The sequence below is a fragment of the Mesorhizobium sp. P5_C1 genome (assembly GCF_054049815.1).
Genome location: NZ_JBFULQ010000924.1, coordinates 1 through 1423 on the forward strand (window position 1 = coordinate 1; position 1423 = coordinate 1423).

Annotated in this window: 2 protein-coding genes; both read left to right on the forward strand. The window is 61.5% G+C overall.

Translation table 11 applies throughout. The features are described 5' to 3' along the window. The coding region (locus tag ACXJ7R_RS32640; RefSeq protein ID WP_457155396.1) for a M24 family metallopeptidase at positions 1-1245 on the forward strand (1245 nt) is incomplete at its 5' end. Further along, the coding region (locus tag ACXJ7R_RS32645; protein WP_457155397.1) for an ATP-binding cassette domain-containing protein at positions 1245-1423 on the forward strand (179 nt) is incomplete at its 3' end. The genes ACXJ7R_RS32640 and ACXJ7R_RS32645, both read left to right, overlap by 1 nt.

A 1423-nucleotide genomic window follows, 5' to 3' on the forward strand; every position in this document is an offset into this window, starting at 1 on the left:
CAGTTGGTCAGCGCCACACACGAGAATTCAGAGAACGCCATGATCGAGAACCCAGCGAATTCCAGGCTCACTTTTCCCACCGATGCGGATTACCGCAATCGCATTGAACGGGCCCAAGCTTCGATGAAGCGTAACGGGATCGACGTTCTCGCCATTTCAGGCTTCGACTACCTTCGCTTCTTCACCGGATTGAATGGGCTCCCCGTCGGCAGGCCGATTTGGTTTGTCCTGTTGCAGGACGGCGCGCCGGCCTTTGTCTCTCCTCGCAGCGAGGCCAAGGAGATAAGGGCGAGATGCAACACCCCCGTGGCTATCGAATGGGTCGAATGGGAAGAGCCAGTGCCGGCGCCCATGACGCACCATGCCGCGCTCGCGAAGTATGTAGGAGACATCGCACCGACAGCCCGCACAATTGGCGTCGACTTCAATTCCACATGGGCTCTAAACATTGAGTTGGTCGAGCAAGCACTTGGCGCCGAGCGCGTCAAGGACGCCACCGTGATGTTGCGCGAGTTGCTTGCTCGCAAGGATGCAGTAGCGATCGACGTCATTCGACGCAGCACCGACATCGTTGCTCACCAGTTCGCGGCCTGCCGTGAGCTTGTCGCCCCCGGCGTTCCCGAATGGAAAGTAGCGCTTGCTTCTCTGACAGCCGGGACGGAGCGGGCTGCACAATGGTGGAACGGCAACGAAGAGCAGTCACCGTTTGTTCAGGGAATGCAAATGATGGGGGCCGGCCGCGAGCGCACTGCGCGCTGCCATTCTGCTGGCGGCGGTCGCAAAATGCGAGAGGGCGAAATCTTGCAGGTCTGTTTTTGCGGGCCGTCCTTCTTCGGGCACGCAATTGGTTACGACCGGCCATTTCACATTGGGTCGAAACCATTGCCTGCGGACCTGCGCAAAGTCGTGGATGTCGCGCGTGAGRCTCAGGACGCGGCATTGGCAAAAGTACGCCCTGGCGCGTTGGCGGGAGAGGTCCATGCCGCGGCCGTGGCGGTGATCGAACGCCAGGGCTGGAAGAGTCCCTTCCTGCACCGCACCGGTCGCGGGATCGGTTACTCCGATTGGGACGGGATCGAGCTCAAGGCCAATTCTCCGACCGTGCTTGAGCCGGGCATGGTGCTTACCGTCGAGCCGGCCCCCTATGTCGACGGCATTGGTGGCGCCCGCTTCGGCGATACCGTGCTCGTGACCGAAAAMGGATACGAGGTGCTCACCCCGTTCGACCTCGGCAGGGATATCTAATGGCAGGCCAGCCACTCCCCGCCGTTTCCTTTCAAGGCGTCACCCGACGCTATGGCAGCGTGTGCGCGGTGAGCGACGTTACCCTCGACATCTCATCGGGGGAGTTCTTCGCGCTGCTCGGCTCGAGCGGTTCCGGCAAGACGACGCTCCTCATGCTCCTGGCGGGGTTCGACACGCC